We start from the raw sequence: 21,860 nt of genomic DNA, 5'->3' as shown, positions 1-21,860 counted from the left end.
TAGGCCGCGAGGACCGATAGGGAGAAATACGCATTTACGCTCGACTGAGACTCTGCCAGTATCAATAGCGTGGAGCTGCGCCACCTGCGGTACTTCGTCGCCGTCGCCGAGGAACGGCACTTCGGGCGCGCCGCCGCCCGGCTGCACATGGCCCAACCGCCGTTGTCGCAGCAGATCCGCCGGCTGGAGAGCGAGCTCGGCCTGCAGTTGTTCCGGCGTACGACGCGACGCGTCGAGCTCACACCCGCCGGCGAGTCGTACCTGGTCCGGGCCCGGCAGATCATCGCAGCGGTCTCGTCCGCGGCAGGTGAAGCCCAGCGGGTCGCGGCGGGACTCCAAGGGCGGCTGGTGATCGGCTGCGTGGGTTCGGCGACATACAGCCTGCTGCCGCACTTGGTGCGGACGCTGCGCGAGGAACTGCCCGACGTCGAAGTCGCCGTCCAGGGCGAGATGCTCGCCCCCGAACAGGCCCAGGCGCTCGCGGACGGGCGGATCGACCTCGGGCTGCTGCGGCCGCCGGTGGAGGACGAGTCGCTGCGGGTCGACGTACTGCGGGCCGATCCGCTGATCGTCGCCGTACCCGACGGTCATCGGCTGGCCGGCAGGCGCCGGGTCCGGCTGCGGGAGCTGGCCGACGAGGACTTCGTGATCCACGCGGGCGCCGGGCGATCGGTCATGCACGACACCGTGCTCACCCACTGCCGGGTGGCGGGGTTCGAGCCGCGGGTACGGCACGAGGTGGCCGAGACGTCGACGTTGGTGACCTTCGTCGCGGCCGGGCTGGGTATCGCGATCGTGCCCGCACCCGTTGCCGAGCTCAAGGTTCCCGGCGTCGCCTACCGCGCGCTCAGCGGCTCGGCGACCGTCGAACTGGCAGCCGCCACCCGAGCCGACGACGAAGCACCCCACCTCGAGCGCACACTCACGGTCCTCAAAGGCCTGGTTCAGTAGCCACGGCCTCTCCGTCGTCCTCCGAGGTGCTGTCCGGCCCGATCCGACTGCACACCCGTCGGAGATCTGGCGACGCTCCCCTTGGACAGGCGACGTGGACCAGGCCGTCGGTAGGCTGACTCCTCAGGCCTGCGACGTGTAGGGGAGCCGCGGATGAGCAACACGACAACGGGCCAATCGAAGGATGACCGGGACTACGCCTGGCACCGTCACCCTGCCTTGCTCGCCGGGATCCCGGCCGTCGCGGCAGTAGTCGCCTCGGTCCTGACGATCGTCCTGGGCCAGGCAGGCGCGTTGCCGCAAAGCATCAATCCGGCACCACCGACAACCACCGTCACAAGCACAGCGACGAGCACGGCGACAAGCACCGTGACGAGCACGGCGACAACCACAGTGACCGCGACAGTCGACAGCACCGATCGTCCGTCCGGCAACCCGGCTGCGGGCGGTGCCGGCACCCTGGTTTGGAAGGAGAACATCAAGGTTCCGGGCGGCTACGGCGTCGACGTCGACCAGCCGGGACCGGTCGTCAACCAGGACACTTTGACCATCGACGTGGGCGAGTTCAGGCCCATCGGCGGCGTTCCGTACGCGCAACTGGGACTCAGCGCCAAGGCAGGCGGCCTCGACCCCGGAGCACCGGCCACCTACGACGACTGCCTGAGCGCGCTGGGCACGGACGCGCAACCGGAGTCGTTCGCGGCCGGCAAAGGTACGGCGTTCTGCGTGCGCTCCGGTGGGTCGGTGAACCCGCACGTCGGTCTGTTCCGGGTCCAGTCGTGGAACGCGACCACCGGACGAGTTGAGCTCGAGGTGACGGTCTGGACGACCAGCTGAGCTACGTCGCCACGAGGGTCAGTTCGACCTCGTTGCGGTGGAGGGTCAGTCGGCCGCCGGCGGCTTCGGCGCAGCGGCGGGCTATGTCCAGGCCCAGGCCGGTGGAGCCCCGGTCGCTGCGGCCGCGTTCGCCGGCGCCCAGGGGAATGCCGGGACCGTTGTCGGCGACGACGATGCGTACGACGCCGTCCGCGCGGGTCAGGGTGATTCGCGCGGGCGTGCCGTCGGGGGTGTGGGCGACGACGTTCTCCACCAGGGCGTCGAGTGCCGCGCCGAGGTCCTCGGCGGAGGAGCGCACGGTCGCGGGCGTGTCCGGCAGGTCCAGCGCCAGCTCGCGACCCTGGTCCTCGAACAGCGGCTCCCAGAACGCGGCCCGCTGACGCGTCACCTCGACCGCGTCCGAGTGCGGTACGCGTCCTTCGCGCTGCGGTCGGCGGGCGGCGCTGATCACCGCGGTCAGCGTCCGTTCGAGACTGTTCACCTGAGTGTTGAGCTCCTCGGCGCTCTCCCGGTCCGGTAGTGCCTCGACCTGCAGGCGAAGCGCGGTCAACGGCGTACGAAGCCGGTGCGACAGGTCCGCGACCGCCTCGCGTTCGACCGCGATCACCTCGTCGATCCGGTCCGCGAGTCCGTTCAGCGCGGCGCCGACCTTCGCCACCTCGGCGGGTCCGGTCGTCGGGGCGCGGGCGTCCATGTCACCGCGGGCCAGGCGTTCCGCCGTACTCGCGGTCTCCTCCAGCGGACGCGCGAGCCGGCGCGACACCAGCTCGGCGCCGGCGATGCTGAGCAGCAGTACGAGCAGGCTGCCGCCGACGAGGAACAGGACGCGCGGCACCAGACCGTCGTACAGCTCCTCGGCGGTCAGGTAGACACAGACCGAGGCGAGCCCGGTCGGCGTACCGACGCCGACGTCCACCGCAAGACCGCCGCCGACGTCCCGGTAGTCCGCGTCGCCGATCTTCGGCGGACCCTTCCCGTCGTCGCCGTCGGGGTCGTCGCCGTACCCGGCCGGAACCTCCTTCGGCGTCGGCACCCCGCCGGGCGGCGGCTCGCCCAGCGTCGTACCGTCCGGCATCCGCACCGAGATCCGCCCCGGCTTGTCCGCCAGACCGTCGATGTACGCCGTGATGTCGTCGTTCGTGCGGCCTTTGTCGCCGACGTAGTACGCGACGCTCTCGGCCAGGTACCGCGCCTTGTCCTTGGACTCGTTGGCCGTCGTACTGCGGAGCAGGACCACCAGCGGTACGGCGAACGCGAGCACGACCAGCGTGGTCATGCCGACCGACAGCAGCAGGATGCGGCGGCGCATGCTCACCCGTCCACCGCGAGCTTGACACCGACACCGCGCACGCTGTGGATGAACCGTGGGGCGGCGGCCGTCTCGCCCAGCTTCCGCCGTAGCCATGAAAGGTGTACGTCGACGGTCCGGTCGCCGCCGCCCCACGGCAGCCCCCAGACCTCCGCGAGCAGCTCCCGCTTCGTCACCACGGCCCCGGGACGGCGCGACAACGCCAGCAGCAGGTCGAACTCCTTGCGGGTCAGATCCACCGCGGCGCCGTCCACGGTCACCTCACGGCTGCGCGGATCGATCCGCAGTCCGCCGATCTCGACCGTCGTCTCGCCCTGCTGATCGTGCCCGAGCCGACGCAGTACGGCGCGGATCCGGGCATCCATCTGCGCCGCGCTGAAGGGTTTGATCACGTAGTCGTCCGCGCCCGCGTCCAGCAGTCGTACGACGCTCGCATCGTCGTCGCGCGCGGTCGCCACGATCACTGGTACGTCGCTGACCGCGCGCACCATCGCGAGCACGTCGCGCCCGTCGAGATCGGGAAGCCCGAGATCGAGCAACAGCACCTCCGGCCGCTCGCGCGCGACCGCGGCGACCCCGTCCGCGCCGGCCGCCACCGCCGACACGACATGGCCGGCCGCCGTGAGGGACTTGCCCAACGACGCCCGGATCGCATCGTCGTCCTCGACCAGCAGCACCCGCGCCATGCCACCGAGCGTATCCTCCGCCCGCTCAAGGCAACCTCAAGCCGGAATCAAGCGGACGCCCACCACTCACCAACCTCCGGCCCGGCCGGTCGGCCACGCCTGACGGCGCGATCCGCACGGCACCGGCGTGGGGTTACTGAGTCGTGGAGGTCCGGGGCGGCTTCAGCCCGGTGGAGCGCAACTCCAGGCGGGCGAGCCGCGCGATCACGTCCGCGTCGCCGTCGCGCCAGGCGGCGACCGGGTCGTCGGAGATCTTCGCGAGCTTGTGCATCGGCTGGTTCGCCATCGCCCGGAGCGCGAACAGGTCCAGATCCGCCGTGCTGTCGATGAACCGCTGCGCCGCACCGGCCCGCCGCGCGAACCGGATCCGCCGCGGCACCCAGATCAGTACGGCGAACAGCACCGGCAAGCCGATCGTCACCGCCGCGAGCACGTACGCGAGCTGCTCCACCGCGTGCGCCTGGTCCCGCCCCGCCTGCGCCAGCTTCCCCGCGGCCCCGGCCGCGCCGTCGATCGGCGACCGCAACTGGTCCCCCACCGCCGGCACCTTCCCGATCGGCTCGGACAACCGCCGCAGATCCCCCGCCAGTCCGTCCCCCGCCTCGGCCGCCTTCCGCCCCGGCGCGCCCAGCGCGTCGGTCACCTGGAAAACGACCTGCCCCAGCTGCACACAAGCCCACACCCACGCCACCAGCAGCACATCGCCGACCACTTGCCCGAAACGCTTCGCCCCGGTGTCGGCATAGAGCTTCATGGGCGGCCTTCCGTGGGCTACAGGTTGCTGCGCAGGTTCCAGAGGAGCGGATAGTAGCGGAGGTCGAGGCGGCTGCGGAGGTAGGTGGCGCCGGAGGATCCGCCGGTGCCCGGTTTGGTGCCGATCATGCGTTCGACCATGACCACGTGGCGGGCGCGCCAGGCGGCGGCCAGTTCGTCGTGCTGGACGAGGGCCTCGGCGAGTTCCCAGACGGCGGCGTAGTGGGAGCGGTCGCCGGCGACCTTGCGGAGAGCGTCGCGGACCGCGTCCTCGGAGCCGGTGTCGAAGCCCGCCTTCCGGAGCACCTCGAGGTACGCGTCCCACAGCGTCGGCTCCTCCAGCCGGCGCCGCAGGCGGTCCTTCTCGGCGTCGGTCAGGCCGCGGAACCGGCGGACGAACGACGGGTCCTTCGCGCCGGACAGGAACTCGACCTCGCGGAACTGCACGGACTGGAACCCGGACGCCGGCGACAACCGGTGCCGGAACTCGCCGAAGTCCTGCGGGGTCATCGTCTCCAGGATGTCCACCTGCTGCGTCAGGACCCGCTCGATCGTGTGCACCCGCCGCAACAGGTGCTCGGCCAGCCACAGCTCGCCGGCGAGCATCGCGTCCCGGGACGCGGTCAGCTCGTGCAGGACCTGCTTGAACCACAGCTCGTACACCTGGTGGATCGTGATGAACAGCAGCTCGTCGTGGGCCGGCGGGTCGGACTCCAGCCGCTGCTGGTCGAGCAGTTCGGCGAGCCGCAGGTAGCTGCCGTACGTCAGCCGCCCGCCCTCCTCACCGAAATGTACGTCGACCCCGCCCCACTGCCCCGCCACGCCGTCACCAGTGCTCATGACACGGAGACTAACCGACCACTTCGTGACTGGTCAGTGATTCGTTCGTTGGACCTTGGGTACGCCGAGATGAGGAGCTGCATGTCCGCCACGGTCGAGACACCGATCGTCCCGGGGCCCGTCCAGGGTCCCACCCGGGAAGAGCCGCTGATCGAGGCGTTGCTGCTCGACGACTACCGGTCGCTGGTCCACCTCGCCTACCTGATCCTCCCGCCTTCGATCAGCCGGGCGAGGCGGGTGGCGGCCGCGCACGCCGTGGTCCAGCGGGCGCTCCCGGCGGGCCTCGCGCTGCCGGCCGATCTCGCGCTCCCGTCGAGCCTCACCGTGCCGCCGGACGTCCGGCTGCCGGCGACCAGGCACCGCGAGTTCATGCGCCGCCGGGTGATCGAGGAGGCGACCCGGCAGGCCGAGCGGCGCTCGTTCCCGGCGCGGCTCGGCGCCGTCCTCGCACCGTCCGACGAGCTCGGCTTCGACCCGTGCACCACGCGTCCCGACCGCACCGCGCACACCCGCCGCCGCGCCCGCGGCCGCCGCGTCGCGATCACGTTCACGCTCGCCCTCACCACCGCGATCCTCGCCGCGCTCTTCACGCTGTAGGCCGGACCTGCAGGCCATCGCAATCGCCGGAGACCGGTCTGTCCCAGCGCGACGCGCCCCGTAGGGCGGCAATTGTGATGGCCTGGGGATCCGCATCGCACCCTTGACGTAGCGTCGCCACCCACCTACCTTCGGTCACACCGCTGCGCCGATTCCTTCCCCGCCCCACCACCCAGTCGCTTCCTACCGCCCCAGGGAGATCTGTGATGTACGTTGGAATCGTTTCCAGCCTGTCCCTGCTGATCGCTCCCCTCGGCGCGCCCCCACCGGCGCCGGCTGAAACCCCACCGGTGACCATGACCACCCAGGCAACGATCTGCAACAAGTACTGCGACGCGCGCGACCCCGCGCTCGCGCCCGGCGACCGCGCCCCGGTCTCGACCACACTCTTCGGCCGCACGATCACCCTGCACTTCGACGACAGCGACGCGATGGGCTGGGCCTCGATCGAGAACGGCAATCCGGGGGACGAGGTCTGGCTGGACCGCTCGATGGACGGCGGCCGCACCTGGTCCGGCGGCACCCGTCTCGGCAACACCGCGATCCCCAGCGGGCAACGCGGCTGGCGCACCCAGATGTACAACGTCGACGACTGGAACAACCTCGGCGTCGGCGCCCTGCGCGCCTGCGGCAAGGCCGGCGACCGCGCCGACGTCGCCTGCACGCCCTGGGCCCGGACGACGTGGAACGCCTGGGACCGTCGGACGGCGGCCGCGACCGCGCTGATGCAGAACTACAACCTGTCCAGCGGCCTGTTCGACACCACGGGCTGGTGGAACTCCGCCAACGCACTCAACGCGCTGATCGACAACGCCCGGATCAGCGGGATGCCGAGCTACAAGTACGCGATCGGCAAGACGTACGACCTGAACCTCGGCCAGTTCGAGGGCCAGTTCCGCAACGACTACATCGACGACACCGGGTGGTGGGGGCTCGCGTGGGTCGCGGCGTACGACCTCACCGGCGAGGCGCGGTATCTGCAGACGGCCCGCGTGGATGCCGACCACATGGCGGCGTACTGGGACGGCACCTGCGGCGGTGGTGTCTGGTGGAGCGAGGCGAAGACGTACAAGAACGCGATCACCAACTCGCTGTACATCCAGCTGAACGCGCAGCTGCACACCCGGATCGCCGGCGACACGACGTACCTGCAACGCGCGCAGGCCGGGTGGACCTGGTTCCAGCAGACCGGGATGATCAACGGCTCGCACCTGGTCAACGACGGTATCGACCTGTCCACCTGCAAGAACAACGGCGACACCGCATGGACGTACAACCAGGGGGTGCTGATCGGCGCGCTCACCGAGTTGTCGAAGGCAACGAACAACTCAACGTACCTGACGTCCGCGCGCCAGCTCGCCGACGCGAGCACCAGCGCAGCCTCGCTGCACACCGCCGACGGCATCCTCCGCGAGCCGTGCGAGAACGGCGACTGCGGCGGCGACGGCCCGTCGTTCAAGGGCGCGCACGTGCGCGGCCTCGGCAAGCTGAACGCGGCACTTCCGGACCACCCGTACACGTCCTACCTGCAACGCCAGGCCGACCGCGCCTTCGCGGCCGACCGGACCCCGATGGATCAGTACGGCCTGCGCTGGTACGGCCCGGTCGACAAACTCGACGCAGCCCGCCAGCAGTCGGCGCTCGACCTGCTCAACGCGGCACCATGACCTCGGGCGGCGCCGGCAATGCCATGATGACCGCATGGAGCTGAAGATGTCGGCGTCGTACGACGCCACCCCTGAGGAAGTGTTCGCGATCGTGACGGACACCGCCTTCCGTGAGCAGGCCTGCGAGAAGACCAAGGCGCTGTCGTACGACGTGCAGGTCAGCACGTCGGGTGCCGACACCGTCGTGCGGGTCTCCCGGGAGATGGAGTCCACCGACATCCCGGACATGGCCCGGAAGTTCGTCGGCGAGACGCTGACCGTCGTGCAGACCGAGACCTGGCACGCGGCGGCCGCCGATGGCACGCGGACTGCCGATGTGTCCGGCGAGATCTCGAACACCCCGGTGACCATGAAAGGAACGGCCCGGATCGCCACCGAGGGCGCGCAGACCGTCCAGTCGATCGACCTCGACATCAAGGTCGCGATCCCGCTGATCGGCAAGAAGCTCGAGCCGTTCGTCGTCGATTCGATCCGCTCCGGCCTGCAGAAGGAGCACGACCTCGGCCACGAGTGGAGTGGGAAGTAGACCGTGTCGTTGCGCTGACCGCGTCGCCTCCGGTGGCAACCTGAGAAGAAGTGTTGTCCCGGAGGTGACCGTTCCGATGCGAAGCACCCTGCGAAAGAAGCGGGATCGGATCCCGCCCACGACCGGCGCTGACCAGTACTGCGCGTTCTGCGCCGCCGTGATGCCGTTCGAGCGGATCGAACCCTCGGACTACCTGCTCGACGAACCCGACGAGTGGATCTGCGTGCAGTGCGGCTCGGCCCTCCTGGTCGACCCACCCACCCAGCAACTCCACCGCTCCGCCTGACCTCAGCGGCGGCGGGCGTCGGCCGCCGCGAGACCTGCCCGCATCGCCGCGCGCACCTCGGCCGGCCATCGACCGGTGTTGGTGAGCGGGATCTCGGTGATGAACCGCCGCTCGGCCTCGGGAATGCTCACCGCGACCAGCCCCGGCTCGTGCAGGACCGCTGCGTACAGCCGCGGCCCGTCCGCGCTGAACAGGTCCGCCGCCACGAGACGCCCGTCCGCGGTGCGCATGATGTTGTCCGGGTTGTCGTCGATCCCCGGCGCGAACCACGGCAACTCCCGCGCCGCGCGCTCGTGCACCCGGCGTACGGCGTCCGCGAGCTCGGCAACCGCCGGCTCGCGCGCGGCCAGTGCCCGGTGGAACCCGGCGGCCTCGTCCGCGTCGACCGGCTCCAGCGACTCCAGGAACTGCAGATCCCCGCCGCCTGCCAGCCGCCGATGCCCGAAGACCCGCGGAACCTGACGGGTGTGCGCCGCCTCGCGATAGAGCGCGATTGTGTACGGCCCCGCCGGATCGAACGGACTGATCCGCGCCGCCGCCCGGCCGTCCGGCGCCCGCAACGCGACCGCCCAGTCCCCGGCCCCACAGGGCGTCCACCCGGACTCCCGCAGCACCCGCTCGGCGTCGCGATGGTCAGCGTCCAGCTCGAGCAGGTCGTCGAGCAGGTCCCCGTACGCGCCGCTCGTCATGCCGCTGAGCATAAGCAGCGACTCGCAGCCGTCGCCGCCCAATTACAGCGGCGGCCCGAAGGCACACACGACCGGCTGCGCGTGAGCGGGGTCGAGCGCGTTGGCAACCAGTTGGGCCACGGTCGGGTCGAACGCCAGGCCGACGTGGCCGACCGTGTCCAGCGGGCAGGTGTCCTGGACGTACTCGTTGGTCACGCCGGGCTCGCGGATGAACGACGTCTCGTGCGGCGTCACCAAGGCGTCGAAGCGCGAGGCGATCATCGTGTACTTCACCCCTGGCTGCGCGATCGGGCCCCGCGTCAGCTTCGCGACCGCCGACCCGCCGACGATCAGCTCGTCACAGGCCGGGCAGCCGAACTGTCGCAGTACCTGGTCGACCAGCGGCCGGAGACCCAGGTAGTCGCCGACGCTGACCAGCCCGCCGAACGTCGTACCGTGCGTGGGCGGCGCCAGCGCGACCACGGTGCCCACCTGACCGGCGTACCCGCGGACCTTCGGGCCGTAGACCGACTGAAAACCGCCCTCGGAGTGCCCGACGATGTCGACCTTCGCGGCGCCGGTCGCCTGACGGACCCGCTGGACGAACGCGGCGATCTCGTGGGACGACTGCTCGATCGAGACCGTGCCGCCGACCGGGATCTCCGGGGTGGCCTGCCCATAGGTGAGGGTGAAGGCGCAGTAGCCCTTCGCGGCCAGGAACGGGCCGAGGTAGGAGTAGTTGCCAGGGCCGTTGCCACCGAGACCGTGCAGCAGGACGAGCGGGTTCGGATGCGCGGCCGACGGCTTGCAGGTCCAGTCGTCGAACCCGGCCGACGTGGCCGCGCCGGCAGGTGCGGTCAGCGTGGCGGTGAGCAGGAACGCGGCGAGCAGGACCGCGACGGTCCGGCGGAGGCGGTGACGCATGACAACTCCCCGTATGGTGTCGTTCGGTGATCAACAGATCACGGGTAGTTGAGCACGTCTTCGGGTTACAAACAAGAGTTCGTGTTCGAAACAAGATCTCTCGGTTACATCGCGATCACGCGGGGTAGTGTCCACCGCATGGGCCGCACCATACGGGGACTGGACGCCGGGCAACGCCGGGCCGAGCGACGCGAGCAGCTGCTGGACGCGGCGCTCAAGCTGTTCGCCGACCACGGGTACCTCGGGACGTCGATCGAGCAGATCTGCAGCACGGCGTACATCGGGACGAAGAGCTTCTACGAGCTGTTCGCCAGCCGCGAGGAGTGCTATCTCGCGCTGCTCCGGCGGACCTCCGAACGTCTCGAGGAGCTGATGACCGGCGCCGCCGCGCAGGCTACCGGCAACGAGCGGCAGGAGGCGCCGCGGCTGCTCGCGACATTCGTGCACGCCCTGGTCGACGACCCGCGGATCACCAAGGTCACGTTCGGCATGGCCTCCGGCATCTCGGAGTCGGTCGAGCGGCAGCGGCGCGCCAACCGCCGCTGGGCGGCCGGCTTCCTGGTCCAGCTCTGGGACCGGTACGACGGGCCGCAGCCCGACGACCAGCGCGCCGTCCGGCACGGCGTCGCGATCGGCCTGATCGGCGGCATGTTCGACCTGGTCTCGGACTGGCTGCTGGACGCCGACCTCACCGCCCCGCGGCAGATCGAGGCGCTGATCGACGACCTGACCACGTTCTACATCACCGTCCGGCGGGGTCTGGCCAGCTAGGGCCTAGTCGAACACGAGCGTACGGAGCGCGACATGCCCTTCCTCGTCGATGACGTAGTGGGCGTGGCCCTCGTGGTCGACCGCGACGCCTTCGACGCGGCGGACGTCGCCGAAGTGGTGGATCACCTTGCTCCCGACGACACCGCCGCCGGGCGGCAGCTCGAACCGGACGTGCTCCGACGCCGCGAGCGCTCCTTCCGGGTGGTCGGCGAGCACCGTGGCGGACTTACCGGAGGCGTCGAGATCGCCGATCACCGCGTCGAACCGGTCGTCGCCGTGCGTGTCGAGACCGCGCAGCCCGGCCGGTGCGTCGACACCGCCGACGTCGCCGAGGATCCAGACGTCGCCACAGATCGGGACCGCGCCCGGGGCGTCGAACAACTCGCCGGCATTCGTCAGCTCGACCAGCAGCGGATGCCCGTCGGCGGTCACCGGGTAGCGCAGCCCCAGCACGAGGTTGCCGTCCGCGAGGAACTCGGCCGCTTCGATGTTCACCGGATGATCCGTCGGGTGGATCGCCCCGCTCCAGCTCTTGGCCTTGGCCAGGCCGCGCTCGATCGTCGCGTCGACGTACGCCTGCTGCCCGAGCGGCCCGACCGGCACCAGCTCCACGTCCGCCAGCGCGTCATTGATCGCGCGGTGCAGGCCGAAGCGCAGCCGCACGATCTCCAGCTCCGCGGGCTCGCCGGCGAGGATCGACTCCTCCTTGACGCGCGCGATCCAGGACCGCTTGGCCGCCAGCGGGCCGGCCTTCTTCCCGAACTGCGAACCAAGCAGGTACACGTACCCGTTGTAGGACGCGCACGCCTCGGCGTCCTCGGTCTTGCCCGCGTGCACCCCGGCGTCGGTCAGCACGCGGCGCGCCGACCAGCCTTCGTCGAGCGGGGCGCCGGCCGCGTGCACGAGCAGCGCCAGCGCGTCCTCGGCCGTCGCCTCGTCCAGGACCGTCACGAAGGCGCGGTCCCAGCCGTTCCGGGCCAGGACGTCGGGCCCGAACACGCGGCAGAGGTCGGAGGCTTCGTTGGGCTCGAGGTGCAGGTCGGTTTCATGCATACCCGGACAACGAGAGCGTGGGCCGCGGCGCTCCCGCCGCGGCCCGATTCCCGGGTAATCCCTGACTGGGGCCTAGCCCTGGTGCGGGTAGCGGTAGTCGGTCGGCGGGGCGAAGGTCTCCTTCATGGACCGCGGGGAGGCCCAGCGGATCAGGTTCCACATCGAGCCGGCCTTGTCGTTCGTACCGGACGCGCGGGCGCCGCCGAACGGCTGCTGCCCGACGACCGCGCCGGTCGGCTTGTCGTTGATGTAGAAGTTGCCCGCCGCGAACCGCAGGTACTCCGACGCCGCCGCCACCGCGTGCCGGTCCTGCGCGATGACCGCACCGGTCAGCCCGTACGGCGCCGAGTGCTCCATCCCGCGCAGCACGCTGTCGTAGTCCGCGTCGTCGTACACGTGCACGCCGAGGATCGGGCCGAAGTACTCGGTGCTGAAGATCTCGTCGGTCGGGTCGTCGGAGACCAGCAGCGTCGGGCGGACGAAGTACCCCTCGCTGTCGTCGTAGGTGCCACCGGCAACGACCTGGATCGCGTCGGTCGCCGCGGCCCGGTCCAGCGCGGCCTTGTGCTTGGCGAACGCGCGGTCGTCGATCACCGCGCCGATGAAGTTCGAGAGGTCGGTGACGTCGCCCATCGTGATCGCCTCGGTCTCGGCGACCAGGTCGTCACGGATCCGGTCCCACACCGAGCGCGCGACGTACGCCCGGGACGCCGCCGAGCACTTCTGGCCCTGGTACTCGAACGCGCCGCGCACCATCGCGGTCTTCAGCACCGCCGGGTCGGCCGACGGGTGCGCCAGGATGAAGTCCTTGCCGCCGGTCTCGCCGACCAGCCGCGGGTACGTCTTGTACGACGCGATGTTCGCGCCGACCGTGCCCCACAGGGACTGGAACGTCTTGGTCGAGCCGGTGAAGTGGATACCGGCCAGGTCCGGGTGGGTGAGCGCCGCCTTGCTGACCTCGATGCCGTCACCGGTGACCAGGTTGATCACACCGGCCGGCAGGCCCGCGGCCTCGAACAGCCGCATCGTCCAGTGCGCGGCGAACTGCTGCGTCGGCGACGGCTTCCACACCACCGTGTTGCCCATCAGCGCCGGCGCGGTCGGCAGGTTGCCGGCGATCGCGGTGAAGTTGAACGGGGTGATCGCGTACACGAAGCCCTCGAGCGGCCGGTAGTCCACTCGGTTCCACACGCCCGGCGAGGAGATCGGCTGGTCGCTGACGATCTGCCGCGCGAACGCGACGTTGAACCGCAGGAAGTCGATCAGCTCGCAGGCCGCGTCGATCTCGGCCTGCTGGATCGTCTTCGACTGGCCGAGCATGGTCGCCGCGTTCAGCGTGTCGCGCCACGGGCCGGCCAGCAGGTCGGCGGCCTTCAGGAAGATCGCCGCACGGTCGTCGAACGACAGCGAACGCCAGGACGGGGCGGCGGCCAAGGCCGCGTCGACGGCGGCCTTGCCGTCCGCCTCGGTCGCGTTACCGAGCGTGCCGAGCACGTGGGCGTGCCGGTGCGGCTGCACCACCTCGATCGGCGCGCCGCCGCCGAGCTTCTGCTCGCCGCCGATCGTGCAGGTCAGGTCGATCGCTCCCGCGGCGGTCAGCTCCTTGAGCTTCGCCTCCAGGCTCGCCCGCTCACCCGACCCGGGCGCATACCCCTTGACGGGCTCGTTGGCAGGCGTCGGTACGGCGGTGACGGCATCCATGGTGCAGGGCTCCTCGATCGTGTGGTGGACCGTGTGGGCACGCCGGGTGCGGATGGCCAGGCGTGACACCAGCATGGTGCCACGCCAGCACCGTCAACCACGAACGCGCCTGAGCTGCTTCTGCCTTACTTCCGCCACGGCATGTGCTGGAGCGCCCAGGTGTTGCCGTCGGGATCCTCGAACCAGGCGTAGAACACCCCGCCGAGGTCCTCGGTCTCGCTCACGTCGACCCCGCGGCCGATCAGCTCCTGCCGCGCGGCTTCGATGTCCTTCACCACCAGGTGCAGCCCGCGCAGCGAGCCGGCCGCCATCTCGGTGGCGGGCAGGCCGGTGGTGAGGGTGATCGAGCAGAACGAGCCCGGTGGGGTGAGCTGCACGATCCGGACACCGTCGGCGGGCGAGACGTCCACGTCCGGATGGAACCCGCACTGCTCGGTGTAGAACCGCTTCGCCCGGTCGACGTCCGTCACCGGCACCGGGATCAGCTCCAGCAGATACGCCCCCGGCTTCACCACCACGGCGCTGGGATCGTCCGGGATCTCCGAGGCGTCCTTCGGGATCTCGGTCGTCGTCGGCGGCGTCGGCAGGTCGCTCATGCGGACTTCTTGGTGGTCTTCTTGGCGGCCTTCTTCGCCGTCGTCTTGGCAGCTGTCTTCTTGGCGGCGGCCGCCTTCTTGGCCGGTGCCTTCTTGGCTGCGGCCTTCTTCGCCGGCGCCTTCTTGGCAGGCTCGGCCGCGGCGGAGCCGCCGCCCGCCCGACGGGCCTTCGCGGCCTCGACCGAGGCACGCAGCGCGGCGACCAGGTCCACGACCTCGGCGCCCTCCGGCTCCTCCTCCTCGGACTCGGGCAGCGGCACGCCTTCGGCCTTGGCCATCACGACCTTCTCGAGCGCCTCGCGGTACTCGTCGTGGTACTGGTCCGGGTCGAACTCACCGCGCAGCGTGTCGATGTACGACGACGCCATCGCCTTCTCCTGGGAGCGGATCTCGACGTCCTCCGGCGGCGCCGCGAACGACTTGTCCCGGATCTCGTCCGGCCACAGCATCACCTGCAGCACGAGCACGTCGTCGACGGTCCGCAGCAGCCCCAGGCTCTCCCGGGACCGCAGCGCGACCTTGACCAGCGCATACAACTCGGAGCCGTCGAGCGCGTCCCGGAGCAGCACGTAGGGCTTCGCGCCGGGGCCGCCGTCCGCGGCCAGGTAGTACGACTTGCCCAGGTACAGCGGGTCGACCTGGTCGGCCGGCACGAACTCCAGCACGTCGATGACCTTCTTGCTGGACAGCGGCAGGTCCGCGAAGTCGTCGGAGTCCAGCACGACCATCCGGCCGTCCGGCATCTCGTACCCCTTGCCGATGTCGGAGTACGGCACCTCCTCGCCGTCGACCGAGCAGATCCGCTTGTACCGGATCCGGCCCCCGTCGGCGACGTGCACCTGGCGGAACGAGATGTCCTTCTCCTCGGTCGCGGAGAACACCTTGATCGGGATCGTCACCATCCCGAACGAGATGGCCCCCTTCCAGATCGCCTGCATCGCCATCAGCTCCCTGTTAGCTCAGCCCGCTGCGCGGCCCCTCCGCCGCGAGCAGATCGGGGATCTCCTGTGTCGCGTACCACAGCAGGTCTTCACCCTCGCACGAATCCAGGGCAAAGATCGCGTCGTCGTCACCGTTCTGGGCCGCGTCCCACAGCTCGGCGGCCTTCCCGATCACCGACGTGGCCTGCGGGGCGTCGAGGTGCACGGACGCCACCGAGCGCCACGGGATCACCACATGCAGCTCCAGCCGCGCGTCGCCGAGCTCCACCGAGCCGTCGGCCGGCGGCACGGCGCTCACCTCGGCCGCGATCACCACTCGGCGGCGGGCGGCTCCGGGGTCCGCGGCCAGCAGCCCCACCGAGGCCCGGGCCGCCTGCGCCATCGCGGCGAACTCCAGCTCCTCGTCGTCGCCCTCGACGTACCACTCGCGCAGCGCCGGTGTCACGGCGTACGCCGTCAGTGGGGCCCGGCCGATCTCGCCGGCGTTGCACGCCGCCGCCAGCAACCCGAGCGTGGACGGTACATAGACCCTCATGAGCCCGCCTTCTTGGTGGTGCCGCGGGGTTTCTTCCGGCCCCGGGAGGCGCGGTTCCGGCTGCCCCTGGTCGTTTCCAGCAGCTCGTCCAGCGCGTCGGTCACGCACTGGGCGAAAACAGCGAGGTCCGGCATGGCGGTGCGGTCCGCGTTCAGACCGTAGTACACCTGGCCGTCGTAGGACGTGACGCCGACCGAGAGTCCCTGGCCGGGCATCAACGGAACGACCGGGTACGACGCGAGCATCGGCGCGCCCTGCGCATACAGCGGGAACTGCGGACCCGGGACGTTGGTGATCACCACGTCGTCGATCGGCCGGACCGTAGCGGTCGCGACCCGCGCCGCGAGCGCGTGCAGCGTGGTCGGGGCGAACCCGGCGATGCCGACCAGCGAGCGGGCGCTGACCGCGCGGCCGGTGTCCTTGTGCACCTTGGTCTGGTACGAGATCTGGTGCAGCCGCATGACCGGAGAGTTCTCACCGACGGGCAGGTTCACACTCGAGGCGATCACCCGGGAGCCGAGCGAGGTGGGCTCCTCGTCCTCGTCGTCGCGGATGCTGACCGGGACCACGGCCCGCACGCTCCGGGTCGGCCCGACGCCCTCGCCGCGGGTCATCATCCAGGCCCGGAACGCTCCCGCCACCACGGCGAGAACCACGTCGTTGACCGTGCCGCCGTGCGCGGCGCGAATGGTCCGGTAGTCCTCCAGGTCGGTCTGCACGGTGGTGAACCGGCGCTGCCCCGACGTCTTCACGTGCAGTGAGCTCTCCTGCGCGTGCCGCTGCGCGACCAGCGAGCCGACCACGCCGCCGAGCGCCTCGCGCACCGACATGGCCCCGGTCAGACTCGCCATCTCGGCGCGCGCCAGCTCCAGCACCGCGGTCGGGTGCCGGGTCGCGTCGGAGAACACCCCGGCGAGCAGCTCCAGCGCGGACGGCGGGTGCTCCGGCTGCCAGGTGTCGGTCGGCGTGTCCCGGGGGTGCGCGGTCGAGTCCAGCACGACCTGGCCGATGTCGACCGTGCTGTTGCCGTCGACAAGCGCCTGGTGGGACTTCGCGATGATCGCGAACCGGTCGCCCTGCAGCCCCTCGACGAGATACATCTCCCACAGCGGGCGGGCCCGGTCCAGCCGGCGCGACATGATCCGCGCGACCAGCTCGAGCAGCTGCGCGTGCGTGCCCGGGCGCGGCAGGGCGGACCGGCGGACGTGGAACGTGATGTCGAACTCTTCGTCGTCGACCCAGACCGGTCCGGCGAAGCGGCCGGGGACCTGCTGGACCCGCTGCCGGTACCGCGGCACGAAGGCGATCCGGTCCCGGATCAGCGCGACCAGACTCTCGTAGTCGAAGCCCTCGTCGCCGTGCACCGGCGGCTCGAAGATGTCCACCGTGCCGACGTGCATCGGAGTGGCCGGCGACTCGGCCTTGAGGAAGGTGAGGTCGAGCGACGTCAACCGGTCCGGCATCTGGCCACCTTCCTCTCAGTTCGACGGATTCTCACCCTAGCGGCCTCCGCCGACAGTGGGCTGCGACACTGGCCGCAGAGGGCGTTCGGAGACACTGCGCCGTAGCGAGCAGGTGCTCGGCGGAGTGCCTCGGTGCGCCGGAGGGAAGGCCTCGATGTGGTTTCTTCGTGGCCTTTCCTCCGGTGCAGCGAGGTGCCCGCCGAGCGCCGCGCAGTAGGCGCAGTGTCTTCGAACGCCCTCTCAGGGAACACTGAGCTATCTGTGTTCGTCAGGCAAGAGGGTGTGTCCCGCACCCTGAGAACTCATTCGCACCCCCGAAAGGCTCCTGGACCGATGCGTTCGACGCTCACTCGCGGTGCCGCCACCGCTGTCCTGCCCACCCTCGGCCTGCTGCTCCTGGTCGGCTGCGGCGGGGACGACACCAGCGGCGGCAGCACTCCCTCGCCGAGCGCCCCGGCCAGTACGCCGACCTCGACCCTGCCGGCCGACACGCCGACCCCGAGCTCGCCGAACACCAGCGCCCCGTCGAACACCGCGGACCCCTCCGGCGAGCAGGCCGACGTGACCGTCGACGTCACCGTTGCCAACGGCAAGGTCAACCCGAGCGGTGCCACCGTCAAGGTGAAGGCCGGCCAGACCGTGCTGATCAAGGCCGTCAGCGACGCCGAGGAGGAGCTGCACATCCACGGCTACGACAAGGAGCTGGAGCTCACCCCGGGCAAGGCGGCCTCGGTCAAGTTCACCGCGAACATGAAGGGCACCTTCGAGGTCGAGACCCACAAGAGCGGCAAGCTCGTCGTCAAGCTCGTCGTCTCGTGAGCATGCCGCTGCTGCTCCCGCTGCACGGTATCGGCGGGCGGCAGGACCTGCCGGTCCCGTTCGGGCTCGCGGTCGGTGGCGCCGCGGTCGCGGTCGCGCTGTCCTTCGTCATCCTCGGCGTCGCCTGGCGCACCCCTAAGTACCGTGGCAACGCGTCCGGCGTACCGTTGCCTCCCGCAATCAGCCGGCTGATCGACGCCGCCTGGTTCCGGTGGCTGGTGCGGCTGTTCGGGCTGGCGACGTTCGTCTACGCGATGGTGGCGCTGCTGTTCGGCGTGGACCGGCTGACGAACCCGATCTTCGGGTTCGTCTACATCCTGGTCTGGGTCGGTCTGGTACCGATCTCGCTGCTGTTCGGCCCGGTGTGGCGGACCCTGAACCCGCTGCGCACCATCCACCTGCTGGTGTCGAAGCTCCTGCGGCAGTCACCGTCCAAGGGCCTGCTCGAGCTCCCGTCCTGGGTGGGTCTGTGGCCGGCCGCGCTCGGCATCCTCGCGTTCACCTGGCTCGAGCTGGTCGCGCCGGACCGCGCGACGATCCCGGTGCTGCAGGCGTGGCTCGCGCTGTACATCGTGATCACCATGTTCGGCGCTGTGCTGTTCGGTGACCGCTGGTTCGCGCAGGGCGACCCGTTCGAGGCGTACGCGACGCTGATCGCCCGGCTGTCGCCGTGGGGCCGCCGGACCGACGGACGTCTGGTGGTCCGCCGGCCGCTGGAGAACCTCGATGGCCTCCGTCCGCAGCCCGGCCTCGTCGGTCTGGTGTCGGCCCTGCTCGGTTCCACGGCGTACGACGGATTCTCGAACTCGTCCGCGTGGATCGGCTGGGCGCAGAACCAGAACGTCTCGATGACCTGGCTCGGCACCGTGGCCCTGATCGCCTTCGTGCTGTTCGTGCTGGTCACGTACTCCGGTGCGACGATCCTCGCCGGTCGCCTGTCCGACAGCTCGCGCACCGCGCTGCCGGGCCTGTTCGCGCACTCCCTGGTACCGATCGTGGTCGGTTACGTCGTCGCCCACTACCTGACCCTGTTGATCCTGGAGGGCCAGCGGACGCTGATCTACCTGAGCGACCCGCTCAGCAACGGGGCGAACGTCTTCGGCACCGGTCTGCTCGCGGTGAACACCGGCATCACCAACCACAGCACGGCGATCGCGGTCATCCAGGTTCTGGCGGTGGTCGTCGGTCATCTGCTCGGTGTCATCTCGGCCCACGACCGGGCGGTCGCGCTCTTCCCGCGCGCGAAGGCGCTGGCCGGCCAGCTCCCGTTGCTGGTCGTGATGGTCGGCTACACCTGCGGCGGACTCTTGCTGCTGTTCTCGTCTTGATGTACACCGCCGACGAACGCTCGGCCCTCCGCGACGCACTGGTCGCGGAGGCCCGCGCCGATCCCCGTATCGCCGGCGCCGCGCTCACCGGGTCCGCCGCGGTGGGCGCGGAGGACGAATGGTCGGACGTCGACCTGGCACTCGGTCTGACACCGGACGCGAGCCAAGCTGCGGTGCTCGCCGACTGGACGGCACTCATGTACGGCGAGCACGGCGCCGTGCACCACACCGACGTCTGGTCCCGCACGACCATCTACCGCGTCTTCCTGCTGGGATCCACCCTGCAGGTGGACATCGCCTTCGCCCCGGCCGGTGCGTTCGGCGCCGTCGGGCCGACCTTCCGGCTGCTGTTCGGCGAGGCGGTGCAGCAACCGGCCTCCAGCGCTCCACCCCCGCTCGACCTGATCGGGATGGGGTGGCTGTACGCGTTGCATGCGCGGTCGAGCATCGCGCGCGGCAAGGTGTGGCAGGCGGAGTACATGATCAGCGGCGTCCGAGACCACGTGCTGACGCTGATGTGCCTGCGCTACGGCGTACCGCACTCGCAGGGTCGCGGTCTGCACCTGTTGCCGTCGGTCACCACCTCGGCCGTGGAGGCAACGCTCGTACGGTCGCTGGAGGTGGCCGAGCTGCGGCGCGCGTTCCGGGCGAGTGTCGACGTGCTGCTGGCCGAGGCGGAGTTCGTCGACGCCGAGCTGGCGGTCAGACTGACGGGGCCGCTTCGGGGGTTGACGGCTTCGGCAGACCGCGGCTCGTGATCAGCAGCAGGACGAACGCGATCATCCCGACGATCAGGTGCGAGTTGCCGGGGATCGACTGCCAGAAGCTCCAGCTGAGCTCGCGGTCGTCGCGGAACGGCACCCACCAGATCGAGCGCAGGACGAACAGGCCGTAGAACAGGACGCCGGTCACGACCGCCGGGTTGAGGCCCCAGACGCGGTTGACGCCCCGGATCACGCTGACGCCGAGCGGGATGATCCACACCCAGTGATGGCTCCACGAGATCGGCGACGCGTACAGCACCGCCAGCGCCATCACGGAGATCGCGGTGACGCGCTCGTCGGCGAGCCAGTACTTCCGGGCCAGCCACAGCACGAGCAGGCCGAACACGGCCGAGATCACGAACCAGGCCGGCTGGACCCAGCTCGCCTCGTCACCGATCCGGTGCAGGAAACCGTTGAACGACTGGTTGCCGGTGTACGCGATCCCGCCGACCCGGTTCGCGTCGAGGATCACGTCGGTCCAGTACCGCCACGACTGGTGCGGCACGATCGCGAACCCGATCGCCATCGTGGCCAGCAGCCCGAGGACGGCGTTGCGCAACGCCCGCCACTGCTTCGTCACCACGAGCAGCGCCAGGAACGGCAGCGGCGTCAGCTTGACGCCGATCGCCACGCCGAGCCAGAACCCGCGCAGCCGCGCGTCGTTCGGCCGGATCAGGTCCAGCAGGATCATTGCGGTCAGCAACAGGTTGATCTGCCCGAACTGGATGGTCTGCCAGACCGGCTCGAGCAGCAGCGAGAGCGCGGTCAGCGCGACCAGCACCGCCGTCCGCTTGCGCTGGGTGATGAACGACCAGAACGTCTTGGTCAGGCTGGCCCGCCACAACGCGGTGATGCACAGCACCGAGATCGTCGTCCAGGCCACCAGCGCGACGGCCCACGGTACGGCGGCCAGCGGGACCATCGCGATCGCGGAGAACGGCGGGTACGTGAACGGGAGGTTCGAGCCGCCGGGCAGCTTCGCGTCGTACAGCGAGTCGCCGTGCAGCAGGACCGAGCCGCCCATCCGGTAGACGCGCAGGTCGATCATGCCGCCGTACAGGTGGGTGATCCAGGCGCCGACGGCAACCAGGGCGGCGCACGCCAGGACGGCGATGACGACGCCACGGCGGCCGGCGGGACGGATCGAGGAGGATGCGGGGGTGGTCACGGTCACGTCAGGTCGGCTCCGAACAGGGTTTCCAGCGCTCGCCGGGTCTCGTCGTACTCGGTGTGCAGAATCGCGGTCATGCCGACCGCCAGGGCGCCGTCGACGTTGAGTTGCAGGTCGTCGACGAACACACACTCGGCCGGTTCCAGGCCGAGCCGGCCGGCCGCCAGCCGGAAGATCTCCGGCTCGGGCTTGCGCAGGCCGACCTCGCCGGAGATGACGATGTCGTCGAACATGCCGTCCCAGGTGTCGCGCGGGTAGGTGTTGCCCCAGGAGTTGGACAGCAGCGCGGTCCGGATCCCGCGCTCGTTGGCGCGCCGGACGAGTGCGGACATCGCGGGCTGGTGCTCGAAGTGCGCGAACATCCGCTCGATCAGTCCCTCGGCGGGCACCGGCGTCCCGTCGTGGCGGACGAGCATCGAGGCGAGCTTGCGCTCGAAGTCCGGGACGGCGAGCTGGCCGCGTTCGAGCGCGTGCACCGGGTTGAGCTCGGCGGTCACGGTCTCGCTGGGCAGCCATTTCATGACCGCCGCGAGGTAGGAGTCGAAGTCGAAACCGTCCAGCTCGGCCCAGCGCCGCAGTGCCGGCTCCAGCCCCGAGGTGAGCACACCGCCCCAGTCCACCAGCAGACCCCGGGGCACCGCCCGCACCTCAACCATGCGCGCAAGCCTACTCAG

General features: G+C 70.3%; 24 protein-coding genes. 10 read left to right on the top strand and 14 right to left on the bottom strand.

Translation table 11 applies throughout. The annotated features are described in order from the left end of the window. Positions 1 to 69 precede the first annotated feature (69 nt). Positions 70 to 951, top strand: coding sequence for a LysR family transcriptional regulator (locus ABZX12_RS25035; protein ID WP_355696797.1), 882 nt, complete (start codon positions 70 to 72; stop codon positions 949 to 951). Positions 952 to 1,104: 153 nt separating this feature from the next. Further along, the gene (locus tag ABZX12_RS25030) at positions 1,105 to 1,788 is read left to right on the top strand and encodes a hypothetical protein (RefSeq protein ID WP_355696795.1); all 684 of its coding nucleotides are present in this window, start codon (positions 1,105 to 1,107) and stop codon (positions 1,786 to 1,788) included. Position 1,789: 1 nt separating this feature from the next. Here ABZX12_RS25030 and ABZX12_RS25025 read toward each other — a convergent pair whose 3' ends face one another. The 4 genes from ABZX12_RS25025 to ABZX12_RS25010 all read right to left on the bottom strand — a co-directional run bounded on the left by ABZX12_RS25025 (position 1,790) and on the right by ABZX12_RS25010 (position 5,376). After that, positions 1,790 to 3,097, bottom strand: coding sequence for a HAMP domain-containing sensor histidine kinase (locus ABZX12_RS25025; protein WP_355697189.1), 1,308 nt, complete (start codon positions 3,095 to 3,097; stop codon positions 1,790 to 1,792). A gap of 2 nt (positions 3,098 to 3,099) precedes the next feature. Next, positions 3,100 to 3,783: a response regulator transcription factor gene (locus tag ABZX12_RS25020; protein WP_355696793.1), complete on the bottom strand. Its 684-nt coding sequence runs from the start codon at positions 3,781 to 3,783 to the stop codon at positions 3,100 to 3,102. Between the two features lie 133 nt (positions 3,784 to 3,916). Further along, positions 3,917 to 4,537: a hypothetical protein gene (locus ABZX12_RS25015; RefSeq protein ID WP_355696791.1), complete on the bottom strand. Its 621-nt coding sequence runs from the start codon at positions 4,535 to 4,537 to the stop codon at positions 3,917 to 3,919. Between the two features lie 17 nt (positions 4,538 to 4,554). Beyond that, complete coding sequence (locus ABZX12_RS25010) at positions 4,555 to 5,376, bottom strand: tryptophan 2,3-dioxygenase family protein (protein WP_355696789.1); 822 nt, start codon at positions 5,374 to 5,376, stop codon at positions 4,555 to 4,557. Positions 5,377 to 5,457: 81 nt separating this feature from the next. Between ABZX12_RS25010 and ABZX12_RS25005 the strand changes: the two genes are divergently transcribed. From ABZX12_RS25005 to ABZX12_RS24990, 4 genes are all read left to right on the top strand, one after another. Beyond that, complete coding sequence (locus ABZX12_RS25005) at positions 5,458 to 5,973, top strand: hypothetical protein (RefSeq protein WP_355696787.1); 516 nt, start codon at positions 5,458 to 5,460, stop codon at positions 5,971 to 5,973. A 206-nt stretch (positions 5,974 to 6,179) separates the two neighbouring features. Continuing rightward, on the top strand, positions 6,180 to 7,640 hold the full coding sequence (locus ABZX12_RS25000) for a glycoside hydrolase family 76 protein (RefSeq protein ID WP_355696785.1): 1,461 nt from the start codon (positions 6,180 to 6,182) through the stop codon (positions 7,638 to 7,640). Positions 7,641 to 7,674: 34 nt separating this feature from the next. After that, the gene (locus ABZX12_RS24995; RefSeq protein ID WP_355696783.1) at positions 7,675 to 8,166 is read left to right on the top strand and encodes a DUF2505 domain-containing protein; all 492 of its coding nucleotides are present in this window, start codon (positions 7,675 to 7,677) and stop codon (positions 8,164 to 8,166) included. A gap of 76 nt (positions 8,167 to 8,242) precedes the next feature. Continuing rightward, positions 8,243 to 8,452 (top strand): hypothetical protein, encoded by a 210-nt coding sequence (locus ABZX12_RS24990; RefSeq protein ID WP_355696782.1) that lies wholly within the window; start codon positions 8,243 to 8,245, stop codon positions 8,450 to 8,452. A 2-nt stretch (positions 8,453 to 8,454) separates the two neighbouring features. Here the strand turns inward: ABZX12_RS24990 and ABZX12_RS24985 are convergent, their stop codons facing one another. Both ABZX12_RS24985 and ABZX12_RS24980 read right to left on the bottom strand, forming a co-directional pair. Next, positions 8,455 to 9,141 carry a hypothetical protein gene (locus ABZX12_RS24985; RefSeq protein WP_355696780.1) on the bottom strand — a complete coding sequence of 229 codons (687 nt, stop codon included), beginning with the start codon at positions 9,139 to 9,141 and terminating at the stop codon, positions 8,455 to 8,457. A 42-nt stretch (positions 9,142 to 9,183) separates the two neighbouring features. Beyond that, positions 9,184 to 10,044: an alpha/beta fold hydrolase gene (locus ABZX12_RS24980; RefSeq protein ID WP_355696779.1), complete on the bottom strand. Its 861-nt coding sequence runs from the start codon at positions 10,042 to 10,044 to the stop codon at positions 9,184 to 9,186. 138 nt (positions 10,045 to 10,182) lie between these two features. On the opposite strand from ABZX12_RS24980, the gene ABZX12_RS24975 reads away from it, so the two are divergent. Beyond that, a complete protein-coding gene (locus ABZX12_RS24975; protein ID WP_355696777.1) occupies positions 10,183 to 10,815 on the top strand; it encodes a TetR/AcrR family transcriptional regulator in 633 nt (210 codons plus the stop codon). A gap of 3 nt (positions 10,816 to 10,818) precedes the next feature. Here the strand turns inward: ABZX12_RS24975 and ABZX12_RS24970 are convergent, their stop codons facing one another. From ABZX12_RS24970 to ABZX12_RS24945, 6 genes are all read right to left on the bottom strand, one after another. Further along, positions 10,819 to 11,868, bottom strand: a complete 1,050-nt coding sequence (locus ABZX12_RS24970; RefSeq protein WP_355696775.1) for a hypothetical protein — start codon at positions 11,866 to 11,868, stop codon at positions 10,819 to 10,821. A gap of 72 nt (positions 11,869 to 11,940) precedes the next feature. Next, entirely contained in the window at positions 11,941 to 13,644 is a 1,704-nt protein-coding gene (gene pruA, locus ABZX12_RS24965; RefSeq protein WP_355696774.1) for an L-glutamate gamma-semialdehyde dehydrogenase, read from the bottom strand. A gap of 50 nt (positions 13,645 to 13,694) precedes the next feature. Further along, positions 13,695 to 14,165: a VOC family protein gene (locus ABZX12_RS24960; protein ID WP_355696772.1), complete on the bottom strand. Its 471-nt coding sequence runs from the start codon at positions 14,163 to 14,165 to the stop codon at positions 13,695 to 13,697. Then, positions 14,162 to 15,109 carry a Ku protein gene (locus tag ABZX12_RS24955; protein ID WP_355696770.1) on the bottom strand — a complete coding sequence of 316 codons (948 nt, stop codon included), beginning with the start codon at positions 15,107 to 15,109 and terminating at the stop codon, positions 14,162 to 14,164. Before ABZX12_RS24955 ends, ABZX12_RS24960 begins: the two co-directional genes overlap by 4 nt. 10 nt (positions 15,110 to 15,119) lie before the next feature. Beyond that, entirely contained in the window at positions 15,120 to 15,641 is a 522-nt protein-coding gene (locus ABZX12_RS24950) for a hypothetical protein (RefSeq protein WP_355696768.1), read from the bottom strand. Next, positions 15,638 to 17,104, bottom strand: coding sequence for a wax ester/triacylglycerol synthase family O-acyltransferase (locus ABZX12_RS24945; protein WP_355696766.1), 1,467 nt, complete (start codon positions 17,102 to 17,104; stop codon positions 15,638 to 15,640). Before ABZX12_RS24945 ends, ABZX12_RS24950 begins: the two co-directional genes overlap by 4 nt. A 333-nt stretch (positions 17,105 to 17,437) precedes the next feature. On the opposite strand from ABZX12_RS24945, the gene ABZX12_RS24940 reads away from it, so the two are divergent. Genes ABZX12_RS24940 through ABZX12_RS24930 form a run of 3 tightly spaced genes read left to right on the top strand, consistent with a single transcriptional unit; the run spans position 17,438 to position 20,009 of the window. Continuing rightward, the gene (locus ABZX12_RS24940) at positions 17,438 to 17,923 is read left to right on the top strand and encodes a cupredoxin domain-containing protein (RefSeq protein ID WP_355696764.1); all 486 of its coding nucleotides are present in this window, start codon (positions 17,438 to 17,440) and stop codon (positions 17,921 to 17,923) included. 2 nt (positions 17,924 to 17,925) lie between these two features. Further along, a complete protein-coding gene (locus ABZX12_RS24935; protein WP_355696762.1) occupies positions 17,926 to 19,251 on the top strand; it encodes a hypothetical protein in 1,326 nt (441 codons plus the stop codon). Then, positions 19,251 to 20,009: a nucleotidyltransferase domain-containing protein gene (locus ABZX12_RS24930; RefSeq protein ID WP_355696761.1), complete on the top strand. Its 759-nt coding sequence runs from the start codon at positions 19,251 to 19,253 to the stop codon at positions 20,007 to 20,009. The genes ABZX12_RS24935 and ABZX12_RS24930 overlap by 1 nt, the downstream gene beginning before the upstream one ends. Here ABZX12_RS24930 and ABZX12_RS24925 read toward each other — a convergent pair. Together ABZX12_RS24925 and ABZX12_RS24920 are read right to left on the bottom strand one after the other, a co-directional pair. Next, positions 19,954 to 21,189, bottom strand: coding sequence for a glycosyltransferase 87 family protein (locus ABZX12_RS24925; RefSeq protein WP_355696759.1), 1,236 nt, complete (start codon positions 21,187 to 21,189; stop codon positions 19,954 to 19,956). The genes ABZX12_RS24930 and ABZX12_RS24925 overlap by 56 nt on opposite strands. After that, complete coding sequence (locus tag ABZX12_RS24920) at positions 21,186 to 21,842, bottom strand: HAD family phosphatase (protein WP_355696758.1); 657 nt, start codon at positions 21,840 to 21,842, stop codon at positions 21,186 to 21,188. The genes ABZX12_RS24925 and ABZX12_RS24920 overlap by 4 nt, the downstream gene beginning before the upstream one ends. Positions 21,843 to 21,860 lie beyond the last annotated feature (18 nt).

The sequence above is a fragment of the Kribbella sp. NPDC003505 genome (assembly GCF_040610875.1).
Classification (GTDB): Bacteria; Actinomycetota; Actinomycetes; order Propionibacteriales; family Kribbellaceae; genus Kribbella.
Note: the sequence above shows the minus strand (reverse complement) of the source record. Positions and strands in the feature narration are given on the sequence as shown.

Excerpts from the sequence above, each read along its gene's own strand:
- ABZX12_RS25025 (WP_355697189.1), bottom strand. The coding sequence starts at position 3,097 with ATGCGCCGCCGCATCCTGCTGCTGTCGGTCGGCATGACCACGCTGGTC.
- ABZX12_RS24920 (WP_355696758.1), bottom strand. The coding sequence starts at position 21,842 with ATGGTTGAGGTGCGGGCGGTGCCCCGGGGTCTGCTGGTGGACTGGGGC.
- ABZX12_RS24960 (WP_355696772.1), bottom strand. The coding sequence starts at position 14,165 with ATGAGCGACCTGCCGACGCCGCCGACGACGACCGAGATCCCGAAGGAC.
- ABZX12_RS24990 (WP_355696782.1), top strand. The coding sequence starts at position 8,243 with ATGCGAAGCACCCTGCGAAAGAAGCGGGATCGGATCCCGCCCACGACC.
- ABZX12_RS24950 (WP_355696768.1), bottom strand. The coding sequence starts at position 15,641 with ATGAGGGTCTATGTACCGTCCACGCTCGGGTTGCTGGCGGCGGCGTGC.
- ABZX12_RS24955 (WP_355696770.1), bottom strand. The coding sequence starts at position 15,109 with ATGGCGATGCAGGCGATCTGGAAGGGGGCCATCTCGTTCGGGATGGTG.
- ABZX12_RS24985 (WP_355696780.1), bottom strand. The coding sequence starts at position 9,141 with ATGACGAGCGGCGCGTACGGGGACCTGCTCGACGACCTGCTCGAGCTG.
- ABZX12_RS24945 (WP_355696766.1), bottom strand. The coding sequence starts at position 17,104 with ATGCCGGACCGGTTGACGTCGCTCGACCTCACCTTCCTCAAGGCCGAG.
- ABZX12_RS24995 (WP_355696783.1), top strand. The coding sequence starts at position 7,675 with ATGGAGCTGAAGATGTCGGCGTCGTACGACGCCACCCCTGAGGAAGTG.
- ABZX12_RS25005 (WP_355696787.1), top strand. The coding sequence starts at position 5,458 with ATGTCCGCCACGGTCGAGACACCGATCGTCCCGGGGCCCGTCCAGGGT.
- ABZX12_RS25000 (WP_355696785.1), top strand. The coding sequence starts at position 6,180 with ATGTACGTTGGAATCGTTTCCAGCCTGTCCCTGCTGATCGCTCCCCTC.
- ABZX12_RS25010 (WP_355696789.1), bottom strand. The coding sequence starts at position 5,376 with ATGAGCACTGGTGACGGCGTGGCGGGGCAGTGGGGCGGGGTCGACGTA.
- ABZX12_RS24930 (WP_355696761.1), top strand. The coding sequence starts at position 19,251 with ATGTACACCGCCGACGAACGCTCGGCCCTCCGCGACGCACTGGTCGCG.
- pruA (WP_355696774.1), bottom strand. The coding sequence starts at position 13,644 with ATGCTGGTGTCACGCCTGGCCATCCGCACCCGGCGTGCCCACACGGTC.
- ABZX12_RS24940 (WP_355696764.1), top strand. The coding sequence starts at position 17,438 with ATGCGTTCGACGCTCACTCGCGGTGCCGCCACCGCTGTCCTGCCCACC.
- ABZX12_RS24935 (WP_355696762.1), top strand. The coding sequence starts at position 17,926 with ATGCCGCTGCTGCTCCCGCTGCACGGTATCGGCGGGCGGCAGGACCTG.
- ABZX12_RS25020 (WP_355696793.1), bottom strand. The coding sequence starts at position 3,783 with ATGGCGCGGGTGCTGCTGGTCGAGGACGACGATGCGATCCGGGCGTCG.
- ABZX12_RS24980 (WP_355696779.1), bottom strand. The coding sequence starts at position 10,044 with ATGCGTCACCGCCTCCGCCGGACCGTCGCGGTCCTGCTCGCCGCGTTC.
- ABZX12_RS25015 (WP_355696791.1), bottom strand. The coding sequence starts at position 4,537 with ATGAAGCTCTATGCCGACACCGGGGCGAAGCGTTTCGGGCAAGTGGTC.
- ABZX12_RS24975 (WP_355696777.1), top strand. The coding sequence starts at position 10,183 with ATGGGCCGCACCATACGGGGACTGGACGCCGGGCAACGCCGGGCCGAG.
- ABZX12_RS24970 (WP_355696775.1), bottom strand. The coding sequence starts at position 11,868 with ATGCATGAAACCGACCTGCACCTCGAGCCCAACGAAGCCTCCGACCTC.
- ABZX12_RS25030 (WP_355696795.1), top strand. The coding sequence starts at position 1,105 with ATGAGCAACACGACAACGGGCCAATCGAAGGATGACCGGGACTACGCC.